Here is a 19,986-nt window from a genome sequence, read left to right on the forward strand (position 1 = left end):
AGCGATCGGTCATTCCGGGTCGAGCGTCATCCCGGCGGATTCCGCCTGCACCTGGAACAGCGACAGGAAGTCGTCGTCGCGGTGGCCCCGTCCGATCGCCGCCTGGATGAGCTGCATGACGCCGGCCGCAAGCGGCATCCCCACCTCTTCCTTCAGCGCGATGTCGAGGCCGAGGGTGAAGTCCTTGCGCAGGAGCTCGGTGGTGAACGTCGGGGTCCAGTCCAGCGACAGCATGTCGGGCGTGCGCTTGCGCACCCAGTCGGAGCCGAGCACCGTGGAGTTCAAAAACTCCAGGAACGCCGCGCGCGGCACGCCGGACTTCTCCGCCAGCACCGTCACCTCCGACAGCGACTGGACGATGAGCCCGAGATAGAGGTTGTGGCAGATCTTCACGACCCGGGCCTGCTCGGCCTCGCCCACCCACACCGCCGTCTTGCTGATGGTGTTCAAATACGGTTCGACGACCGCGAACACATCCTTCGGACCGGACGCCATCAGGATCGAGTTGCCCTCGGCGACCACGTGCGGATTGCCGCTGATCGGCGCCGCGATGAACCCGACGCCGCGGTCCGCCAGCGCCTGACGGATCTCGGCCGATGCCTCCACGCTCACCGACGAACAGTCGACCACGATCTCCGGCAGCGTGCCGGCCGACAGCAGGCCGTTCGCGCCGGTCACCACTTCACGCAGGTCGTCAGGCGAGCTCACCATGATGAAGACGACGTCGGCCGCCGACAGATCGGCGATCGTATCGGCCACCTTCGCACCGGCCGCGGCCAATGCATCGGTCTTGGCGCGCGTGCGGTTCCAGACGGTGACGTCCTTGCCGGCGTCGACGAGGCGGCGCGACATGGCCGCGCCCATCCGCCCGGTGCCGAGCCAGCCGAGGGTCTTGTCTGTCATGAAGGTTCGCCTCCCCTTTGCGCCGTGTCGTTCGTCGTGCCGCCGGCTTTGCGTTTCGGCCTGCCGCCAGCGACGCGACGCCCCGGAGGGAGCCTGTCGCCCAAAGTGGCTAAGCCAATTAAGGGCAAGCTATGGCGAGACCCGGCGGCCGTCAAGGCCGATCGCGGCGCCGTGCGCCCGACCGTTGACAGGGGGCCGGATGCGGCTACACCAAGCAGACACAGCGATCCGACCGCGCACGTGAGTTGAATTCTTGGCGAGACCCAAAAGCGCAACCGACGAAACACTCTGGCATTCGCTCGACGTCCTGTCGCCCGTGGGTCCGGCAAGCAATTCCGGCGCCGCCGAAGAGATCGCCGACCAGATTCAGCAGACGATCATCAACGGAAACCTGGAGGAAGGCGCCCGCCTTCCCTCCGAGCGCGACCTCGCGCGGATCCTGTCGACCAGCCGCCCGACCGTGAGCCAGGCGATCCGCATCCTCGTCGTCAAGGGCATCGTCCACACCCGTCGCGGCTCGGGTGCCTTCGTGGCGCGCCGCTCCGGCGAAGGCCTGGCGGCCTCCGTCAACCTCATGCTGGGATTGGACCGGGTCTCCGCGCCGCACCTCAACGAGCTGCGGCTGTGGCTGGAGACCGCCGGCGTGACGGAGGCGATCCAGCGGGCGACGGACGACGAAGTCCGCGAGGGGGAAGCGGCCCTGCAGCGGCTGCTGGACAGCACCGGCGACACGTCGGCGTGGATGAGCGCCGACACGCATTTCCACGCCACCCTCGTGCGCGCCTCCCACAACCCCTATCTCGCCTCGATCTACGAGAGCGTGCATGCCGCGCTGATCCGCTACGAACATCGCGACTGGATCGACAAGGGCACGCTGCCCGCCTGGATGAGCGCCGACGACGCGGACGCCGTCACCGCCATCCACGAACCGATCCTGGACGCGATCCGCCGGCGCGACGAAGACGCCGGCCGCCGCGCCGTGCTGCGCCACCACGCGGCGATGGCGCAGCACCTGTCGGCCAGCCACGACTAGCGTTCGCCCTTCAGCCGGCCCCGGCGCTGGCGGAACGCCTTTTCAGGACCACGCCGGACTTCGGCAGGGTGGGCGCGGAATCTGGGTCACGAACTGCTCGGCATGCCTGCCGCCCGCGGCGAGGCGGCGAACCGGCCCCGGGTGGGCCGAGGTGATCTCTGGCGCGTCGGTCTTCGACCCCGCCCTCCTGGCGAAAGTTTCGAGAGGGCGCATCAGGCGAGCCCTCCCGACGCCGAAAGAGAGCGGTGGAACAATCCGTCCGAGCGCCAGTTTCCGGAAACTGGGACGGGGCGTTGTGTTCGATCGACAGGAGACAATGATGCCCGCGAAATCGAAGGCGCAGCAGAAGGCCGCAGGCGCAGCCCTCGCCGTCAAGCGCGACGAGGAAAAGGAGAGCAGCCTCAAGGGGGCGGCGAAATCGATGTACCGCTCGATGAGCGAGCGCGAACTCGATGAGCTCGCCTCCACCAGCCGGAGCGGCAAGCCCGAGCACAAATCGAAATCGTGAGGTCGATCGGGTCCACCCGATCTGCGGCCCGCCAGGCCCATTCGGCTCCCCATGGAGCCGGACGGTTGGCGCTCCCGGCCAGCCTTGCGAAACGGAACGGCAGGAACACACGATGACCGACAGCAAGCCACCCCAGCAGCAGGACCGCCAGCCCGGGCTCGAAGGCGACATGAGGCCCGACCCTGAGAGCGCGCCCCGGCACCCGGGATCGGGCCGCCTTGAGGGCAAGATCGCGCTCGTGACGGGAGGCGACAGCGGCATCGGTCGCGCCGTCGCCCATGCGTTTGCGCGCGAAGGCGCCGACGTGGCGATCGCCTATCTCGACGAACACGAGGATGCCGAGGCGACCTTGTCGGCGGTCCGTTCGGAGGGGCGCAAAGGGATCGCCATCCCGGGCGACATCGGCGACGCCGCACACTGTCGGGAGACGGTCGAAAAGGTGATCGATGAATTCGGGCGCCTCGACGTCCTCGTCAACAATGCCGCCGAACAGCACGAGGTGGAAGGCCTGGAGGAGCTGTCGCCGGAGCAGCTCGAACGGACCTTCCGCACCAACGTGTTCTCCTTCTTCTTCATGACCAAGGCGGCGCTGCCGCATCTCGGACGCGGCAGCGCGATCATCAACACCACCTCGATCACCGCCTATCAGGGGCATGCGACCCTGCTCGACTATTCGGCCACGAAAGGCGCGATCGTGTCGTTCACCCGGACGATGTCGACAACGCTCGTCGAGCGCGGCATTCGCGTCAACGGCGTCGCTCCCGGGCCGATCTGGACGCCGCTCATCCCGGCCTCGTTCGATGCGGATCATACCGCCGAACATGGCAGCAGCGCACCGATGGGGCGCGCCGGCCAGCCCAACGAGGTGGCACCGAGCTACGTATTCCTGGCCAGCGACGACGCCTCGTACATGTCGGGGCAGATCCTCCATCCCAACGGCGGCAGCCTGGTCGGATCATAGGTTTTCCGACGCTTGCAGGGTCGCCAACCGCGGGGCCGGCACCTTTGTTCCGACCCCGGCGCGGGAACAAAGGCATGCCGTGAACGCTTCCGCAGGTGTTATCGGGAGAGCGACATGGCGAAGCCATCAACGACGGCGGCACAGCTGCGCAAAAACATCGATGCGGGCCTGACCGGCGAAAAGGTTCCCTACGAGGATCCCGCCGCGGCACCGATGGGCACCGACGACGAGGCGGCCGGCACACCGCTCTCGGCACAGGCGGCGGAGCTTGCGGCGTCCGCGGAACCGCGTGGCGGAACGAGCCTCGACGCGCCTGGGGTGACGGAAGAGCGCTTTCGGCCGCCCCTTTCCTCGTCGGCGCCCAAAGGGGTGCGGTCCGTTCTCGCCGTACTGGTGGGTCTTGCCGCCGGAACGCTGCTTCTGGCACTGGCCCTGCTCTAGCTTCCGCAGGCGCAGCGCGCCGGCCGATCCCGTCCACGCGACCTCATCGGCACGAGCCGATCCTATCCCTTCGCCGCAACCGGACCGGTTGCCCGCCCGCTTTTTTACGACTTCGCGCCGGGGAATTAACCGGTGTTAGAGCAACCTCGGCTGGACGCCTCTAGCTTGATCGTCTTGCAAGTTGTCCCCGTCCGTTGACGACCAGCGGTGCGTGGGCGCGACCAGAGAGCGATCGACATGACGGATTCAGAGGATGAAGGTCTCACCGAGCACGTCCGGCGGTCCGTCGCGAACTGCGTGAAGGGCCGCGGCATCCTCGACGTCAGCCAAGTCGCGACGTGTTTCGTCGCGGAACACGGCGAGGTTTCGCACGCCATGGTGGTCAGGGAACTCATCGTCGCCTGTATCGCCGCCTCGGTGCCCATGGAAATCGGGGCGGCGACCCGGAGCACACCCACCCAAGGCGACGCGGAAGCAGCAAACGGAGACCGCCTCGACCAGGCGGCGGAGTAGCCGTCTCTCCACGCAGGCCCATCGCACGCGCACCGGCCGCGATCGGTGTCGCCGCCAGCGCGGCCGGCACGCCGCCGCCCCGCCTGACAGCCGAGACCGCCATCCAGACGAACCAGCGATCGCCGCCGGAACCAATCCGAACCGGCTGCTGCTTCGCCTCGAAAGGCCCTACTGGAGCGAGATCCCGGCCGCGTCGGACAGCGGGATCGTCAGGGTGCACGCGACGCCGTCCTCCCCGCTGGCCACGGTCGTCGCGCCGCCGAGCATGTGCGGCACGATCTCGCGGATCAGGCGCGACCCGAAGCCGCCGCCGTGCGACTGCCCCTTCGCCGCACCGCTCTCCTCCCAGGACAGCCTGAACCGGGGCGCCTCCGGACCCCCATCGACCGACCACCGCACGTCAAGCCGGCCGTCCCGTCCGGAGAAGGCCCCGTGCTTGACCGCGTTGGTCGTCAGCTCGTGGAGCATCAGCGCGAGGCCTTGCGCGGCGTGGGCGGAGAGCCGCACCTCCGGCCCCTCGATCGACAGCCTGTCGGCGCTGCTGACGCTCTTCAACTCGGCCTCGACAAGCTCGCGCAGTCCGATGGTGTCGCTCCGCGTGCCGATGAATTCTTCGGTCCGGACGATCGCCGTGATGCGCTCCTTGAGCTCGTCGGCGAATGCGGCGACCGAGGTCTTTCCCTCCTGGGACAACGAGACGATCGCCAGGATCTTCGCCAAGAGGTTCCGGACCCGGTGGCGCAGCTCCGAAATGAGCACCTCCCGTTCACGATCGGTGGCGCGGCGGGCCGTGACGTCCTCGATCGCGACCAGGATCAGGCTGCCGGCGTCGAGCCAGCGGGCATCGACATGCAGCTCCTTGTGCCCGAGGTCGCGGAAGTCGTGCGACAGCACGAGGTCGGTGAGCTTGCCGGCGTCCGGCATCGCCTCCCGGAGCGCCTGGCGCAGTTCGGGAATGTCCCAGTCGCCGTTGCCCACCTCGAACAGAACCTTGCCTTCTATCTCCGCCGGCTGCAGGCGGAAGCACTCGTAGAAGGCGTGGTTCGCCGAGTGCACGATGAGCTGCTGGTTGAGGACGACCAGCGGCTGGCGGGTCGTGTCCACGATCCGCTCGGCGTAGAGCTTCGCCGCCGCCAGAGCCTCCTCGAACCGCTTGCGCCCGGTGATGTCGGTGAAGGTCGCCACCACGCCGTCGATGCGGTTGTCGTCGGTGCGGTAGGGAAGGATCCGCCGCAGGTGCCAGCGCGCGTCGGCTGCCGCCACCTCCTTGTCGCGCGGCTGCAGCGTGCGCAGCACGTCGTGCGCGTCGCTCAGGAAGCTGTCGTCCTCGAAGCGCTGGGCGAAATCGGTGATCGGCCGCCCCAGATCGGAGTGGCGGATCTGGAACAGGCTGCGCGTCGGCGGGCTGAACCAGCGGATCCTGAACTCGTCGTCGAGGAACAGCGTCGCGATGTCGGTCGAGTTCAGCAGGTTGTCGAGGTCGTTGGTCCGGTCCTCCAGTTCCCCGACCTTGCCCTGCAGCTGCGTGTTGACGGTGCTCAGCTCCTCGTTGAGCGACTGCAGTTCCTCCTTCGTGGTCTCCAGCTCCTCGTTGGTCGACTGGAGCTCCTCGTTCATCGAGGTGATTTCCTCGTTCGACGCCTTGAGCTCTTCGTTCGACGTCTCCAGCTGCTCCACCGACAGGCGCAGGTCCTCCCGGACGGCCTGCAGTTCCTGCTCGAGCTGACCCTGCGAGAGCGCCAGGCCGTCGCCCTCGTCCAGCGGCGCCACCATCAACGGCGGGAGCGTCCGAGGCTCGAAGCTGACGAGCACGCGGCCAAGGGCGGTCGCGGTGGACAGCGGCGTCACCGTGACGGTCACACGCTGGCGGTTGCCGGAGCGGAGCGTCGCTTCCGCAGCCACCCGCATCCCCTCCTTGCGGGCCTGCCGGAGGGCGGCGCGCACCTTTGCCCGCAGTTCCTCCCGCACCATCGTCGGCAGGTCCAGCGTCGGCTCGCCGGTGGGCATCTGCAGGAACGATCCAAGCTCGCCGTGGAAATACAGAATGCGGTTGTGCTCGTCGATCAGCACCGAGGGCGGCGCGAACGCCGAGAGCAGCGCGTCGCGCGCCTCGTTGGCGGGGGTGTGCCGCGAAACGGCGCTCGTCAGGGCGCTGAACGGGCTTTCGCCGAGCAGCGGGAAGTCGACCAGCTCGTGGCGGGTCGCGCCGAGGCGCCGATAGATCCGCCACTTCTTCGATACCGGCTGGAACAGCGCCTCGTGGCGGCCGACCGTTTCGGCCGTGCCGAGGAACAGATGGCCCCCTTCCCGCAGCGAGAAGTGCAGGAGGGCGATGACCTTCTCCTGCACCTGCGGCTCCAGATAGATGAGGAGATTGCGGCAGCTGACGATGTCGATCTTGGAGAACGGCGGATCGCCGAGCAGGTTCTGGGGGGCGAAGATCACCGCCTCGCGCAGCCGCTTCTTCGCCCGGTAGAGATCTCCCTCCTTGTCGAAGTAGCGGGTGAGGAGATGCGCCGGGATCGCCTCGGCGATGCTGCCCGGGAACACCCCCTGGCGGGCCCTGACGAGCGCCTTCGGCGCGGCGTCGGTCGCAAACACCTTGAATCCGAGGGGCTTGTGCACGTTTTCCGACTGCTCCAGCAGGAGCATGGCGATCGTGTAGGCTTCTTCGCCGGAGGAGCAGGCCGGCACCCAGACCCGTACCGTCCCGTTCTGCTCCCGGGCGCGGATCAGGGGCTCGATGACGGTTTCCCTCAGCGTCTCCCAGGCTTCCTGGTCCCGGAAGAACTCCGTCACGTTGATCAGCAGGTCGGAGACCAGCGCCTCCACCTCCTCGTGGTCGTCCTGCAGCTTCTCCGCATAGGCGGCGAGGCTCTCGGCCCCCACCAGCCCCATCCGGCGCAGGATGCGGCGCACCAGGGTCTTCTTCTTGTACGGCGAGAAGTCATGGTGTCCGAGGCCGCGCAGCACGGACAGGATGGCGTTGATTTCGCTCTCGGCGGACTTGGGCAGCTGATCCTCGCTGGCGAGGAGCAGTCCGGCGCGGTTGCCGTTCATGATGCCGGTGAGGATGGCCGGCATGGCGTCGGGCGCTAGCGTCAGGTCCGCCAGGCCCGACAGGATGACGTTGCTCGGCATGTCCGGGTGGTCGGCGCTCTGCGGATCCTGCACCAGCACGATGCCTTCCCGCTCGCGGATGGCCTGCGCGCCGGCCGAGCCGTTCGAGCCGCTGCCGGAGAAGATGAGGCCGATCGCCTGCGCGCCCCGCTGGTCGGCGAGCGACTGGAAGATGGCGTCGATCGGGTGATGGCGCTCGACGATCCCGACGGGTTTGCGCACCCGCAACCGGTCGTCCGCCAGCGTCAGCACCAGGCCCGGCGGGATCACGTAGACGCAGTTCGGCTCCAGCTTCGCCGAGGCCTTGGCCTGGACGACCTCCATCTGCGTCGAGCGCTGCAGGATCTGGGTGAGATGGCTCTCATGGTCGGGCGACAGGTGCAGCACGACGATGAAGGCAAACCCCGAATCGGACGGCATCGCCTCGAAGAACTGCTGAAGCGCCTGAATGCCCCCGGCCGACGCCCCGAGCGCGACAATGGGAGGTGAGCTGTGTTCGTTCATTGACCATGTCCGCAGAGGCGCGTTCGGTGGGTCCGCATCCGGGTATCAGCACCAGGCGCCGCGCGCCCGGCCGCCTCGGCTATGGCTGCGGCGCCCTCCGCCAGCGGCTGCCGCTCGAAGGCCCCGGACCCAGTTGCGCCTTGATGCGGTCGAGCGCGTCCTGCGTCTGCCGAAAGCTCTCCGACACTTCTGACCTCAGGCGCACGGATCGGTCAATCGTCGTGGCCACTTCGGAATAGTCCGGACGCGTCCTGGCCGGGGGGCCGGCATGGCGGCGGACGCAGGAGTCCAGCACCTCGGTGAACGGCACGGTCATCAGCAAGAGCCCGCTCTCGTCGCAAATCTCGAACGCGCAGTCCCGGGGGTCGCACCGCGCCGAAAGCAGCTCCTCCCACATCTCCTGGATCGCCCGATGGACGTCGAGATAGGCGTCCTCCAGAGAGGCGAAATCCGATCCCTCCTCGTCCCGCGAAAGCTGCGGACCTTGCCGGAAATGAAAGAAGAAATGAACCATGGTCGCTCTCCGGAGCTACTGCTCCCCGCTCAGGATGCAGACTAGCAAATAGGGCGCGTGCTTTCTCTAACTTAGGATATTCGCATTTTGCTGCATGACCGGGCGCCTGTTTTGAAAGCCGGCCATCGCCGACTGACGCAATAGTTCGGACTGCTGTCGATATTCGGCAGCCCGAATCGCGAACGACGCTGCCGCGGCATGGCGCCCGTGGGCGCGCGCCTCTTCCGCCATCTTTTCGGTCAGAACCGCGCGCTCTTCGACGATGCGCAGAGCGACCCGGATCGCCTCGTCCACCGAGCCCTCCTGCTCGCCCGCCAGCGCGGCGGCCGAATAGGCATGGCCCACCTGACAGCGGAACCGCAGCGGTTCGCCGTTGATCTGCGACATGACGCCTCCGCAGGCCGGGCAGGTCAGTTCGGTGGGTCCGGCGAACCGTTTCAGCGCTTCGCCGATTCCCGGCCGGCCGAGCGCGATGTCCACCTCCAGCAGGATCTCCGCCGGAGCCGGCGCCCGCGGTTGGAGATCCCTCCGGGCCAGCCTGTCGATCAGCGCCGCCAGGCCCGAGGCGGGCGCCCGGTGGTCGATGTCGCTCGCTCTCAGCGCCGCGAGGGGCATGTCGGCGGCTGCGGCGTCGGCCGGGTCCTGCACGACGGTACAGCCGCCGCAGCGCTTCAGGTCCGCGAGCCCTGCAGCACCGTCGCCCAGGAGCCCGCTCAGGACCACGCCCACCGCATTGCCACCGGCATTGACCCCGACGGACCGCAGGAGCGGATCGATGGCGGGCCGCGACAGGTTCTCCCGGGGGCCGCGTCCCAGCCTCACCGTATCGTCGACGACCAGCAGGTGATGCTCGGCAGGGGCGATCACGATCCGTCCGGGTGCGAGGGGCACGCCATCTTCGGCCACCGCCACCGGCAGTCCGCTGCCGCCAGCCAGCATCTGCGCGAGCCCCGACCGTTCGGTCCGGCCGGTGTGGACGACCACCAGCAGCGCCGCCGGAAAGTCCCGAGGCAAGTCCCGGCAGATCGCCGAAAGCGCGTCGATCGCTCCCCACGACCCGCCGATGGCCACGCAGGCGGTTTCTGACATGCGGTCCTCCACGACCCGTTGTCCGCGATCAGCTCCGCTCCGGCAGCAAGTGCAGGTAGCTCGGGTCGAACTCCGCAAACCGCTGCAGGCGCCCCAGATCCGGCAGCACCACCGTGCGGTTCGCATAGACGATGAGATCGTCGCTGCGCAGGGACTGCAATGTCCGGTTGACGTGAACGGTGGACATGCCCAGCGCCTCCCCGAGCACCTGCTGGGTCAGCGGCAGCTCGAACTGGGTCTGCGTGGCGCGTCCAACCGTGGCGAGCCGGAGCTGCAGTTCGCAGAGCAGGTGCGCGATCTGCTGGTCGGCGGGTCGGTGGCCGATATTGACCAGCCACTCGCGCAGGATCGCCTCGTCGACCAGGGTCGACCAGTGGAGCGCCTTGGTGATCCGCGGGCTCTGGGCTTTGAGCTCTTCGATCGTCTTGTCGGCGATGCGGACGATGGTGCAGGGGGTGAGGGTGGAAATCGTGTGGTCCATCTCGCCCAGGATCGCCACGTTGAGGTCGCAGAGGTCGCCGGGCACGAAAAACGCCATGATCGACCGCCGGCCGCCGGGCAGGTCCTTGTGCCGGGCGGCGATCCCGTCGACGACCAGGTGCATCGAAGCCGGCTTCTCGCCTTCGGAGATCAGGGTCTCCCCGGCCTCCACCGTGGTCCGCCGGGCTCCGGTGACCGCTTCGAGAAGCGCGCAGTCCTGCGCCGTCAGCGCCGCCCCGCGCCGCAGCTTCATGATCAGGGGATTGCTCAACGCTGCATCGCCGGACCCTGCATCGATTGTCATTTGCTGCCCTCGCAAAAGCTGCATCCTACAACCTCCAGACACATCCTCCGGTCTCCAGAAACGCATGGCAACCCCGGAGGGTTCGACCGCCGGACGGCAGATCCCTTCGAGCTGCACCGGAAAAGGCTGTAGGCATCGCCGAAGTCGCTTCGGCGGCTCGCCTCGAACCGTCGGCCATCCCGTCACCCGGCCCTCTCGGCTTGGGGAGACGTGCTTTCGGCTGGCCGCGAATTGCCCGCAACCGACGCCGTATGTCTCGGGGTGAGGCGGCGCTTTCGGTCCTCGACGGCATGGCCCGACGGTCCGGATTGCGGGTCTGCGTCTGAAGCACGAACCACGGCGGGTTCGGTTGGTTCCATCGCCCATGGCATTGGCCGCCAGGAGCCGGCGGGCCGGCGGCAGGCCGCCGGCGTTCGTGGCCCAGGACAAGGGCTTGTTCGCCGACAACGGCATCTCCATCGACATCACCCCCACCCCCGGCTTGAAGTTCCAGCTGGTCGGGCTGATCGACAGCGACTTCGACATCGCCGCCGCGGCCCCTCGAGCAACTCCCGGTCGGATCGAAGCGATCCGACCGAAAGGAAATTGCTCGAGGTCCCGGTCGTGGGGCCGTATCCGGTTGCCCGGATGGGACCGTCCGGCCGGAAGATACTCCGATCGGCCGCGCTTCGCGCCCGGCCGGTCGGCGTTGCGCAGCCGCGCCCGCGCGGCCGGCACCAGATGCATCGCCGGGCGCTTCATCGTCCGCCGGTGTGCGCAAATTGCGCCATGGCGACCCGTGCTGCGGCCCGCTCCGCGCGGCTGACGGGTCCTGTCGGCGGGCGCTCCCGCGCCGCCGAGGCGAGCGCCTCCCAGGTGGCGCGCTTCACGGCGACCAGTCGCTCGATCCCGAAGACCGCCAGCACGTCCTGGAACGCCCGATGCGCGGCCGCATCGAAGGGCCAGGTGCGCCCGAAATGGTCCTTGAGGGGATGCGGCGGATAGAGATGCGCGCACGGCACGAGACCTGCCGGGATCGGATCGTTGGCGGCGTGGGTGCGGCCGGTGTTGAGCAGTTGCGGCAGCACATGGGTGTGCGGGCCCTCCGGGCTGCGCTCGTGCGGCGCCGGTATCGGCTGCCTGACCTCGCCCCGCCCGAGCCGGGTGACGAAGACGCGATGCGGCGACAGCGCCGGCAGCTCCGCCATCAGCGGATTGTCCGGTTCGGCGAGCGACCGTCCGGCGCCGGCCCGCAGCCGCTCGACCACCGCCGGATCGGCGCTGCGCACGCAGACGTCGACCTCGAGCGCCGCCAGTCCGAGATCGAACAGCACCGCGTCCCGGTCCTCGACGGCGACGGCCCCGGTGTCGGGCCCCAGCTCGGTGACGACCGCCCGGCGGTTCATCGCCACCCTGTCCCGCGGCAGGCAGAGGGCGACGGCGTGGTTCCAGCTCGCCGGGTCCTTCGAAGGCGTCTCGTAGGCGACGAGCCGCATCTCCGCCGCGGGTTCGATCCGCACGGCTCCCCGCGCCGTCGACACCGACAGCCCTTCGCCACGCACCGCCGCCTCGCCGGGATCGCGCAGGAACTCCGCGATCGCCCCGAAGGTGCCGACGCTCCATCCGGCGCGCGGATCGTCCAGCATCTGCCGCAGCAGCGCGGTCTCGGCCGTTGCACCCTTCTCACCCGTCATCGAGACGCTGCTTCGGTCGGATCGCGCGGCAGCCGCCGCCAGGGCAGCACGAACCGGGCACCCTCGTGGGCGCCGAGGAGGACGCTGACGCCGTAGGCTTCGGCGATCAGGGCATCGGTCAGCACCGCGCCGGGCGATCCGCTGGCGATCACCCGCCCGTCCTTGAGCAGCACCAGGCGGTCGCAGAAGCGGGCCGCCAGCGTCAGGTCGTGGAGCACGACCACCACGCCGGCGCCGTCCCGGACCGTCCCGGCCAGCAGCTCCATCACCTCGATCTGGTGGTAGGGATCGAGCCCGGCGACGGGCTCGTCGGCGAGCAGCATCTCCGCTTCCACCGCCAGCGCCCGGGCCACCAGCACCCGGGTGCGCTCGCCCCCGGACAGCGTGTCGACGGGCCGGTCGGCGAACCTCTCCACGTCGGCCGCCCGCATGGCCCGGCGGATGGCGGCGCGGTCGCGCCCGGCGTCGCCGGTGCCGAACCGGCCGGCATGGGGAAGCCGCCCCAGCGCGACGACCCGCTCCACCGTCAGCGGCCAGTCGACCCGCCCCGACTGGGCGAGCATGGCGAGCCGGCGCGCCAGAGCCCGCGTGTCCGCGGTTCCGGCAGGCAGGCCGTCATAGGTCACGGTGCCGCCGTCCGGGGCCCGGAGCCGCGCCAGCACCGAGAGCAGCGTCGACTTGCCGGCACCGTTCGGTCCGATCAGGCCCACCAGCTCACCGGGAGCCGCCGCGATGTCCACCTCCGAGAGGATCGCCCTGCCCCGGATGCGAACGGTCAGGTTGCGGCCGTCGATCCTCATCGCTCAAGTCTCCGGTAGCGCCAGACGAGCGAGAAGAGGAACGGCGCGCCGACGATGGCCGTGACCACGCCGAGCTGCAGCTCCGGCCGCGTCGGGATGAGCCGCACGGCGATGTCGGCGGCGAGCGTGAGCGAGGCCCCGCCGAGCCCGCTGGCGATCAGCAGCCGGCCCGGCCGATGCGCGACGAAGGGGCGGATCAGATGCGGCACCACCAGCCCCACGAAGCCGACCACGCCGGCCACCGCGGTGGCCGCGCCGACGCAGAGCGCCACCCCGGCGACGAGGGTCGCCCGCACCCGGCCCAGGCCGAAGCCGAGCGTGCGGGCGGTGTCCTCGCCGAGCGTCAGCGCATCGAGCGCCCGGCCGGTCGCAAGCAGCATCGCCCACCCCAGCAGCATCGGTCCGAGCGCGATCCAGACGTGGGCGAAGCTGCGGTCTGCGAGCGAGCCCATCAGCCAGAACATGATTTCCATCGCCGCGTAGGGATTGGGCGCGAGATTCAAGGTCAGCGCGATGAGCGCGCCGGCGAGGCTGTTGATGGCGACGCCCGCCAGGATGAGCGTCGTCGTGCTCATGCCCCGGCCGGCGACGGCGAACAGCAGCCCGCCGACGACCAGGGCGGCGAGGATCCCGCCGAGCGGCAGCAGGACCGGCGACAGCGCCGCCAGCCCCGAATAGAACACCAGCACGGCACCGAGCGCCGCGCCGCCGGAAACGCCGACCACGCCGGGCTCGGCGAGCGGATTGCGCAGGAAGCCCTGCATGACGGCGCCGGCGAGCCCCAGCGTGAAGCCGACCAGCAGGCCGAGCACGGCCCGCGGCAGCCGCAGCTCGACCAGCACCAGCGCGCCCAGCGTCTCGCGCCCGTCGAGGGCGTCGGCCGCCGCGCCGGCGAGGTCGAGGGGGGCGTAGCCGATTGCCAGCGACACCAGGAAGAGCCCCGCGCAAAGCGCCGCCAGGATGAACAGCAGGCCGCCGTAGGGCAGCGTCTTGGCGCTCATGACCGCCGCCCCCCTGCCCGTCCGGCCGCGTCCGTCAGGATCGACAGCGCCCGCACGATTTCGGGGCCGGCACAGGTCCACAGCTTCGGCGACAGGCGGACGATCACCGGCCTGCCGGGGAGCTTGCGGAGCGCCGGATGGTGCAGCACCTCGAACGCCCGCGCCGGCGACGTTTCGTCGGCGTTGACGATGAGCACGTCGGGCGCGAGCGCCATCAGCCGCTCCAGCGGGAGGTGGCGGTAGGCGCCGAGATCCTGCTCCGCCCCGAGGTTGCGCAGGCCCGCCGCCTCGATGATCGCGTGGACCAGCGACCCCTCCCCCACCGTGAACCCGTTGGGGGCGAACACGACCGCCGTCGGGGCATCGCCCGCCGGCGGCCCTTCGCGCCCGCCGAAGGCGGCCTCGATCTCCGCGATCATCGCATCGGCGCGCGCCGGATTGCCGAAGATGGCGCCCAGCGCCCCGATCTGGCTCTCCACCTCCGGCAGCGTCGCCGGCACGTCGAGTTCGACCACCGGCGCGCCGACGCGGCGCAGGAGATCCACCGCGGCGCGCGTCGTGGAGCGGCCGGCCAGGATCAGATCCGGATCGAGGCGGAGGACTTCTTCGGCCCGGCCGTGGTTGGCCGGGTGGAGCCGGGCCTCCGCCGCCACCGTCGACTGGTCCGGATCCTGGGAGAGGTACGTCACCGACGCGACCTGGTCGGGATCGGCGAGCCGCAGCAGCAGTTCGTCGGCGCACAGATTCATCGAGACGACGCGCGCCGGCGCCGCCGGTGGCCCGTCGGCCGCCGCCGGTCGCGGGCCCGCCGCGGCCGCGAAAGCGACGGTGACGGCCGCGCCGAGCGCGGCCGCCGCATGTCGGCGCATCGGCGCCATCAGAAGGTCAGCTTCACGCCAGCATAGGCGGCGATCCCCTCCGTCCCGTACCCCCACACCTCGTAGTAGTCTTCGTCGAGCAGGTTATCCACCCGCCCGTAGATCTGCGTATGGGGGTTGATGTCGTAGGACGCCGCCAGGTTGACGAGGGTGTAGGCGTCGAGGTCGATGACGGTCTTCTGCGTGTAGGAGGCGTTGTAGACCCAGTCGGTCTGGGCGCCGTTGTAGTCGATGCCGAGGTTGACGTTGGCCCGGCCGTCCAGGAACCGGTAGTTGATGTCGAGGCTGGCGACGTTGCGCGGCCGACGCACCAGCTCCGCGCCCGTGGAATCCCGGCCGTCGGTGTAGGTGTACGACGCCCGCACCGTCAGCGGGTCGATGGGCGTGACCGTCAGGCCGACCTCCACGCCGTCGATCTCGGAGGTGCCCGGCATGTTGATCGAGGTCTGGCCGGAGCCGGTGATCAGGTCGGAGATGCGCTGGTTGAAGTAGGTCGCGTCCGCCACCGCCGTGCCGCCGAAGAGCTCCTGGTCGACACCCACGTCCCACCCGGTCGCCTGCTCGGGCTTCAGGTCCGGGTTGCCCCGATAGGTGTTGGTGTAGCCGTAGAGTTCGAACATCGTCGGGTTCTTCACGCCGGTGCCGAACGAGCCGCGCAGCTTGGTGCCGGTCCGGTCGATGCGGTAGGCCGCCGTCGCGCGGGCGGTGGTGGCGTCCTCGAAGAGCTCGTTGAAATCCTGCCGGACGCTGCCGGTGAGCGTCAGCGCGTCGAACACCTCCAGCTGATACTCGCCGACGAGGCCGGTCGAATGGATCGAGCGGTCGAACGATGCATAGGCGCTGTCGGAGGTCACCGTGTCCTCCTCGTCCTGCACGGCGACCGTGAGCACGTGCTCGGCGTCGGCGATCTCCGGCGTCTCGAAGAAGAAGGTCGACTGGTAGTCGAGCCGGCGCTTCTTGCCCTGGTAGATGCTGGTGACGGTCGTCGGATCGAGATCGCGGTACTTGGTCTTCTGGTCGGTGTAGGTGATCCCGGCCGTCTGCTGCCAGCGCCGCTCGAACAGGCTGAGGCGCGCCTGCAGGCGGCCGTAGAGGTCTTCTCCGACCGAATCCTGCAGCGCGTCGACCGGACCCGTGTGGCCGTAGGCCGGCAGGAAGGCCTCGCTGTCGAGATCGGCCTTGGTGCCGGTGTAGCGGACGACCCCGGTGACGTCGACGAGCTCGTTCGGCGAGACGGTGCCCTTGGCGAAGACGGTGCCGTTGCGATAGCCGTCCTTCTCGGTGTTGCCGAGATCGGAACTGGCCGCCGAGATCCCGTCGGTCTTGAACCCCATCGCGCTGGCGATGAAGTTTGCATGCTCGTTGGCGCCGCTCACCGAGGCGCTGCCGTTGACCGTGCCGAACGAGCCGCCCTCCAGCCGGGCCGAGACCTGGGTGCCGGGCTGCCCGGTGCGGGTGATGATGTTGATGACGCCGCCCACCGCGTCGGAGCCGTAGAGCGCGCTCTGGGGCCCGCGCAGCACCTCGATGCGCTCGATGTCGTCGGCAAGCAGGCTGGAAAAGTCGAATTCGGACCCGAACGCCGGATCGTTCACCGGAATGCCGTCGATGAAGACCTTGGTCTGGTTGCCCTCCGACCCGCGGATGCGGACCTGGGTCAGCTGCCCCGCCGGCCCCGTCCGGTTGACGGCGAGCCCCGGCACCTGGCGCAACGCATCGGTGACGAAGCGGATCTTCTGCTGCCGCAGGTCCGCGCCGGTGATCACCGTGATGGCGCTGCCGACCTTGTCGCGTGCGGTCGGAGCCAGGTTGGCGGTCACCGAGATCTCGGGAAGCGCCACCACGGCGGCGTCGCCCAGGTCGGCGTCCTGGGCATGGGCGGCAAGCGGAAGCGACAGTGACAGCGGGCAGAGAACGGCGGCAAACGCCGCGGCATGGCGAACGGCATCGGGCCGTCCACGGATGGACGTCGGGAAGAAGGTCATGTGGCAGTCCTCGAGCGGCACGCGGCCGGATGGCACGTCACCGCGATCGAGGCGGCTCCATGGGAGGACCATGGAGACCGTACCCATCGAGACACCCCGCCCGATGCGACCGCGCGTGACCACGGATGACGGCAGGTCTCCTGACTCGCGGGTCCTCGTCGCTCCGCTGCCTTCCCAGGGCCGGACCGGCTCCAGTGGCATTCGCGCGGATGACTCGCCGCTCACAGTTGCGGGGGCAGTCGCGGATTCGGCGCGCAGGCGCGCCTCACCGTGTTCCCTATTGAGCCCTTGCGGGCACCGTCGACCGTCAGGGATAGTGGCTGGCGGATCGGAGTCAAGCCGCGCGCAGGCAGGCTTGCTTTTCAACGCCTTGGCCCCGCCGCGGCGGCCCTCGCCCGACCCTCGGGCCACGTCCGTCCGGGCCGTTCTTTCGCGATTCCCGCCAGCACCAGGCCGCCTCCGCGGGCCCCGACCGCGCCATGGGCCGCCCCGTTCCCGGCCACGCCGGCGCGCCCATGTCGCCGGTCGTCCATGCGACGTCGCTTTTGCGCGCGCCCCGCCTTGCGCGCCGGGCGATGGTGGCCGGGTTCAGGGTGCCCGGTCCTCGCTTGGAAGGCCGGGAGAATTGGGAATCCGGTGAAAATCCGGAGCTGCCCCCGCAACGGTCAAGGGAGTCAACGTCGCGACAGGGAGTTCCACTGGGCAGATGCCTGGGAAGGAATCGCGACGGTCCTCGAAGAGACGCTCCTTCAGCCCGGAAACCAGCCCCGAACGGTGACACGTCCCGACTGATCGCGGTGGGCGATCGGGTCCTTGCCTTGCGGAAGCATCGTCTCTCCGCGCGGGCCGGTTCCCTTCCGTCCGCGCCGCGCTCTGCGGGCCCAGCCGAGGATGGACGGGGACATGGGTTCACGCGACGACATCTTGAACCGGATCGCGGCGCGCCGCCCGGGCTACAGCCTCGATCAGCCCTTCTACACCGATCCGGACTGGTTCGCCGCCGACCTCCAGCACGTCTGGTACCGCGAGTGGCTGTTCGTCGGCCACGCGTGCGAGCTCGCCCGTCCCGGCGCCTTCTTCACGCTGCAGGTGGGCGACTATCCGGTGATCGTCGTGCGCGACCGCGAGGGGCGCATCCGTGCCTTCCACAACGCCTGCCGCCACCGCGGCTCGCGCATCTGTTCCGCCGCCAGGGGCACTTCGGCGCGGCTCGTCTGCCCCTACCACCAGTGGACCTACGACCTCGACGGCCGCCTCGTCTTCGCCCGCCAGATGGGCGACGGCTTCGATCCCGCCGCCTTCGGCCTCAAGCCGGTCGCCTGCGAGGCCGTCGCCGGCTACGTGTTCCTGTCGCTCGCCGACGCGCCGGCCGACTTCGCCCCCACCCGGGCGCTGATCGAGCCCTACCTCGCGCCGCACCGCCTGCAGGACGCGAAGGTCGCCTTCGAGACGACCATCGTGGAGAAGGGCAACTGGAAGCTCGTCTGGGAGAACAACCGCGAGTGCTACCACTGCTCGGCCAACCATCCCGAGCTCTGCAAGACCTACCCGGAAGCGCCGGGCGTCACCGGCGTCGCCGGGGCGATGGACGACCCGGAGATCGCCGCCCACTGGGCCGCCTGCGAGGCCCGCGGCCTGCCCGCCGCCTTCCGCATGGCCGAGGGCGGCGCCAGCCGCATCACCCGCATGCCGCTCCTCGGCGAGGCGGTCAGCTACACCCTGTCCGGCCGCGCCGCGGTGAAGCGGCCCCTTTCCGCCGCCGTCGGCTCCGCCCGCATCGGCGCCATGCTGCTGTTCCACTATCCGACCACCTGGAACCACATCCTGTCGGACCACGCCGTCACCTTCCGGGTGCTGCCGCTGGGGCCGGAGGAGACCGCCGTCACCACCAAGTGGCTCGTCGACCGGGAGGCGGTGGAAGGCGTCGACTACGACCTCGCCGAGCTCACCCACGTGTGGACCGAGACCAACGACCAGGACCGCCGCATCGTCGAGGAGAACGCCTTCGGCATCCGCTCGCCCGCATACGAGCCCGGCCCCTACTCCCCCGAGCACGAAGGCGGCGTCGAGCAGTTCGTCGACTGGTACTGCCGGACCATGGCCGCGCGCCTCGCCGAGGGCGCCTCCGCCGCCCTGCGCGTCGCCTGAGCCCCGCCATGCTGGACACCATCGCCGCCGCGCCCGGGAGCCTCTACCGGCATCTCGACGAGATGCAGCCCTGGAACGACCATCTCCAGGTGCTGGAGTGCATTTCGGTGACCGACGAGGCGCCGGACGTGAAGACATTCGCGTTCCGCTCCGACAACCAGACCTGGTTCCGCTACAAGCCCGGCCAGTTCGTCACCCTGGAACTCCCCGTCGGCGACGAGCCGCTGCTGCGCACCTACACGCTGTCGTCCAGCCCCTCGCGGCCGTTCTCCATCGCGGTGACGGTGAAGGCCCAGGCGGCGAGCCTCGGCACGCGCTGGATGTTCGACCATCTCGAGCCCGGCCAGCACATCAAGGCCTACGGCCCGGCCGGCGGCTTTTCCATGCACGAGCATCCGGCCGGAAAATACTTCTTCCTGTCGGCCGGGTCGGGCATCACGCCGATGATGTCGATGCTGCGCTGGCTGAACGACTGCGCGCCGCTCAACGACGTCGCCTTCGTCAACTGCGCGCGGCGGCCGGAGGAGATCATCTTCCGCTCCGAGCTGGAGCTGATCTCCACCCGCATGCCGGCGCTGCAGCTGGGCTTCCTCGTCGAGGAGCGCACCAACCGGCTGTCCTGGTTCGGCCCCACCGGCCGCATCGACACCGTGCGGCTCGGCCTGCTGGTGCCCGATTTCGCCGAGCGCGAGATCTTCTGCTGCGGGCCCGATCCGTTCATGCGCCAGGTGCGCGGCATGCTCCAGGCCTCCGGCTTCGACATGGCGCGCTACCACCAGGAGAGCTTCGGATCCGGACCGATCGAGCCGGTGCCGGCGCCGCTCGCCGAGGCCTCCGACGGGCTGCTGCCCTCCGAGCCGCCGGAGATGGCGACCACCCGCGTCCGCTTCGCCCTCTCCGACGTCGACGCGGAGGCGCTGCCCGGCCAGTCGATCCTGCAGACGGCCCGCGCCTCGGGCGTGCGCATCCCGGCCGCCTGCGAGCTCGGGCTCTGCGGAACCTGCAAGATCCGCTGCGAGGGACCCGTCGAGATGACCCACAACGGCGGCATCCTCGACGACGAGGTCGCCGACGGCTACGTGCTCGCCTGCTGCTCCCGCCCGCGCGGGCCGATCTCGGTCGAGGCCTGAG

General features: G+C 69.6%; 17 protein-coding genes, 1 pseudogene and 2 riboswitches. Of the genes and pseudogenes, 7 read left to right on the top strand and 11 right to left on the bottom strand.

All coding sequences use genetic code 11. From position 1 onward, the window contains the following. Positions 1 to 9: 9 nt before the first annotated feature. Together ACSSVZ_RS16030 and ACSSVZ_RS16035 are read right to left on the bottom strand one after the other, a co-directional pair. Positions 10 to 426 carry an NAD-binding protein gene (locus ACSSVZ_RS16030; RefSeq protein ID WP_453971687.1) on the bottom strand — a complete coding sequence of 139 codons (417 nt, stop codon included), beginning with the start codon at positions 424 to 426 and terminating at the stop codon, positions 10 to 12. Next, positions 427 to 972: pseudogene (locus ACSSVZ_RS16035) on the bottom strand (NAD(P)-dependent oxidoreductase); the annotation flags it as partial. A 184-nt stretch (positions 973 to 1,156) separates the two neighbouring features. On the opposite strand from ACSSVZ_RS16035, the gene ACSSVZ_RS16040 reads away from it, so the two are divergent. The 5 genes from ACSSVZ_RS16040 (at position 1,157) to ACSSVZ_RS16060 (ending at position 4,359) form a co-directional block, all read left to right on the top strand. Beyond that, entirely contained in the window at positions 1,157 to 1,936 is a 780-nt protein-coding gene (locus tag ACSSVZ_RS16040; RefSeq protein ID WP_453971615.1) for a FadR/GntR family transcriptional regulator, read from the top strand. A gap of 319 nt (positions 1,937 to 2,255) precedes the next feature. After that, complete coding sequence (locus ACSSVZ_RS16045) at positions 2,256 to 2,444, top strand: DUF3008 family protein (protein WP_453971616.1); 189 nt, start codon at positions 2,256 to 2,258, stop codon at positions 2,442 to 2,444. Between the two features lie 112 nt (positions 2,445 to 2,556). After that, positions 2,557 to 3,405: an SDR family oxidoreductase gene (locus ACSSVZ_RS16050; protein ID WP_453971617.1), complete on the top strand. Its 849-nt coding sequence runs from the start codon at positions 2,557 to 2,559 to the stop codon at positions 3,403 to 3,405. A gap of 114 nt (positions 3,406 to 3,519) precedes the next feature. Further along, positions 3,520 to 3,846, top strand: coding sequence for a hypothetical protein (locus ACSSVZ_RS16055; protein WP_453971618.1), 327 nt, complete (start codon positions 3,520 to 3,522; stop codon positions 3,844 to 3,846). Positions 3,847 to 4,083: 237 nt separating this feature from the next. Further along, positions 4,084 to 4,359 (top strand): hypothetical protein, encoded by a 276-nt coding sequence (locus ACSSVZ_RS16060; RefSeq protein WP_453971620.1) that lies wholly within the window; start codon positions 4,084 to 4,086, stop codon positions 4,357 to 4,359. Between the two features lie 168 nt (positions 4,360 to 4,527). On the opposite strand, the gene ACSSVZ_RS16065 is transcribed toward ACSSVZ_RS16060, so the two are convergent. The 9 genes from ACSSVZ_RS16065 to ACSSVZ_RS16105 all read right to left on the bottom strand — a co-directional run bounded on the left by ACSSVZ_RS16065 (position 4,528) and on the right by ACSSVZ_RS16105 (position 16,794). After that, positions 4,528 to 7,983, bottom strand: a complete 3,456-nt coding sequence (locus ACSSVZ_RS16065; protein WP_453971621.1) for a CheR family methyltransferase — start codon at positions 7,981 to 7,983, stop codon at positions 4,528 to 4,530. A gap of 79 nt (positions 7,984 to 8,062) precedes the next feature. Further along, complete coding sequence (locus ACSSVZ_RS16070) at positions 8,063 to 8,497, bottom strand: DUF6894 family protein (protein ID WP_453971622.1); 435 nt, start codon at positions 8,495 to 8,497, stop codon at positions 8,063 to 8,065. Between the two features lie 66 nt (positions 8,498 to 8,563). Further along, positions 8,564 to 9,586, bottom strand: coding sequence for a chemotaxis protein CheB (locus ACSSVZ_RS16075; protein WP_453971623.1), 1,023 nt, complete (start codon positions 9,584 to 9,586; stop codon positions 8,564 to 8,566). A 28-nt stretch (positions 9,587 to 9,614) separates the two neighbouring features. Then, positions 9,615 to 10,370, bottom strand: a complete 756-nt coding sequence (locus tag ACSSVZ_RS16080) for a Crp/Fnr family transcriptional regulator (RefSeq protein WP_453971624.1) — start codon at positions 10,368 to 10,370, stop codon at positions 9,615 to 9,617. 737 nt (positions 10,371 to 11,107) lie between these two features. Further along, on the bottom strand, positions 11,108 to 12,043 hold the full coding sequence (locus ACSSVZ_RS16085; RefSeq protein ID WP_453971626.1) for a DUF6925 family protein: 936 nt from the start codon (positions 12,041 to 12,043) through the stop codon (positions 11,108 to 11,110). Further along, positions 12,040 to 12,843, bottom strand: coding sequence for an ABC transporter ATP-binding protein (locus tag ACSSVZ_RS16090; RefSeq protein ID WP_453971627.1), 804 nt, complete (start codon positions 12,841 to 12,843; stop codon positions 12,040 to 12,042). Before ACSSVZ_RS16090 ends, ACSSVZ_RS16085 begins: the two co-directional genes overlap by 4 nt. After that, positions 12,840 to 13,844 (bottom strand): FecCD family ABC transporter permease, encoded by a 1,005-nt coding sequence (locus ACSSVZ_RS16095; RefSeq protein ID WP_453971629.1) that lies wholly within the window; start codon positions 13,842 to 13,844, stop codon positions 12,840 to 12,842. Before ACSSVZ_RS16095 ends, ACSSVZ_RS16090 begins: the two co-directional genes overlap by 4 nt. Further along, positions 13,841 to 14,722 carry an ABC transporter substrate-binding protein gene (locus tag ACSSVZ_RS16100; protein ID WP_453971630.1) on the bottom strand — a complete coding sequence of 294 codons (882 nt, stop codon included), beginning with the start codon at positions 14,720 to 14,722 and terminating at the stop codon, positions 13,841 to 13,843. The genes ACSSVZ_RS16095 and ACSSVZ_RS16100 overlap by 4 nt, the downstream gene beginning before the upstream one ends. Further along, entirely contained in the window at positions 14,722 to 16,794 is a 2,073-nt protein-coding gene (locus ACSSVZ_RS16105; RefSeq protein WP_453971632.1) for a TonB-dependent receptor plug domain-containing protein, read from the bottom strand. Before ACSSVZ_RS16105 ends, ACSSVZ_RS16100 begins: the two co-directional genes overlap by 1 nt. A 26-nt stretch (positions 16,795 to 16,820) precedes the next feature. Then, positions 16,821 to 17,024, bottom strand: a riboswitch (cobalamin riboswitch). A gap of 257 nt (positions 17,025 to 17,281) precedes the next feature. Next, positions 17,282 to 17,491: riboswitch (cobalamin riboswitch) on the top strand. A gap of 119 nt (positions 17,492 to 17,610) precedes the next feature. Here ACSSVZ_RS16105 and ACSSVZ_RS16110 point away from each other — a divergent pair. Continuing rightward, positions 17,611 to 18,855, top strand: coding sequence for an aromatic ring-hydroxylating oxygenase subunit alpha (locus ACSSVZ_RS16110; RefSeq protein ID WP_453971634.1), 1,245 nt, complete (start codon positions 17,611 to 17,613; stop codon positions 18,853 to 18,855). 8 nt (positions 18,856 to 18,863) lie between these two features. Next, a complete protein-coding gene (locus ACSSVZ_RS16115) occupies positions 18,864 to 19,985 on the top strand; it encodes a 2Fe-2S iron-sulfur cluster-binding protein (RefSeq protein ID WP_453971635.1) in 1,122 nt (373 codons plus the stop codon). Position 19,986: the final 1 nt, after the last annotated feature.

The sequence above is a fragment of the Amorphus sp. MBR-141 genome (assembly GCF_053628695.1).